Origin of the sequence: Acinetobacter sp. 243_ASPC (genome assembly GCF_001054715.1) — a bacterium.
Lineage (GTDB): Bacteria > Pseudomonadota > Gammaproteobacteria > Pseudomonadales > Moraxellaceae > Acinetobacter > Acinetobacter soli.
This window is the reverse complement of sequence record NZ_JVOR01000080.1, coordinates 1-935: the sequence shown is the minus strand read 5'-3', so window position 1 is coordinate 935 and position 935 is coordinate 1. Positions and strand designations below refer to the sequence as shown.

Annotated in this window: 1 pseudogene; it reads right to left on the bottom strand. The window is 36.7% G+C overall.

From position 1 onward, the window contains the following. Positions 1–284: 284 nt before the first annotated feature. Positions 285–935, bottom strand: a pseudogene (locus tag ADA42_RS08555) (IS5 family transposase); the annotation flags it as partial.

Here is a 935-nt window from a genome sequence, read left to right as displayed (position 1 = left end):
TCACTGTTAGGTGATATCTTCATTAGCCTATTACAACAATAGCAAGGGCTTAAATGTCTTGTGTCGACCATTTATCTTTTTAAAATATCTGATTTAAAATGGTTTATCAATCTCGGTAGCAAAATTATTACCACTTATTGGTGATAAGAATAACGCTGGGTTTATTGCTGCTGTGTTGATTGATTTTGGTGTGGTTAAAACTATATAAATGCTTATATTTATAGTTTCTTCTGGCTTTGTTGCACAAACCTTTTAAAGGCTGATTTCACCAAGTACTACCAAATTCAAGGCACAACTTGGGTGTTAAGTCTGCTTAATTCCGTAAATTTATTTAATACTGCCACACGTGCATAAATCTCATTCACTTGACTTTGAAAGTTCCTAGCACTGAGTTTATCGCCCAATAATTTGATACAATGCATCTTAGTTTCAACCAAACTGCGCCGATGATAGCCAGACCACTTTTTCCAAAGCGTTCTTCCTAGACGTTTGATTGTTTTCAATAGTTCATTTCTTTCTAAGGATCCCAATTTCTTATCTTTCCATGGTCTTGCATTTTTTCTTGGAGGAATTACGGCATGTGCATGACGATCTGAAATCACTTGTCTGCATAATTTCGTGTCATAAGCTCCATCGGTATAAACAGAGTCAATCCGCTCATCTTGTGGAATCTGATCAAGTAAATCCACAAGTACCTGTGAATCACTGACATTATTGGTTGTAAGCTGAACTGCTCGTATTTGTAGGGTATTAGCATCTATACCCATATGAAGTTTACGCTATTGACGACGATATTCTGGCTGATGTTTCTTACGCTTCCATTCGCCTTCACCTAAAAATTTTAATCCTGTAGAGTCGACGAGTAGGTGTAACCCATCACGACTTTTCTGATAGCTGATTGCAATATCAATATGCTTTTGTCTTCTACAAAGCGT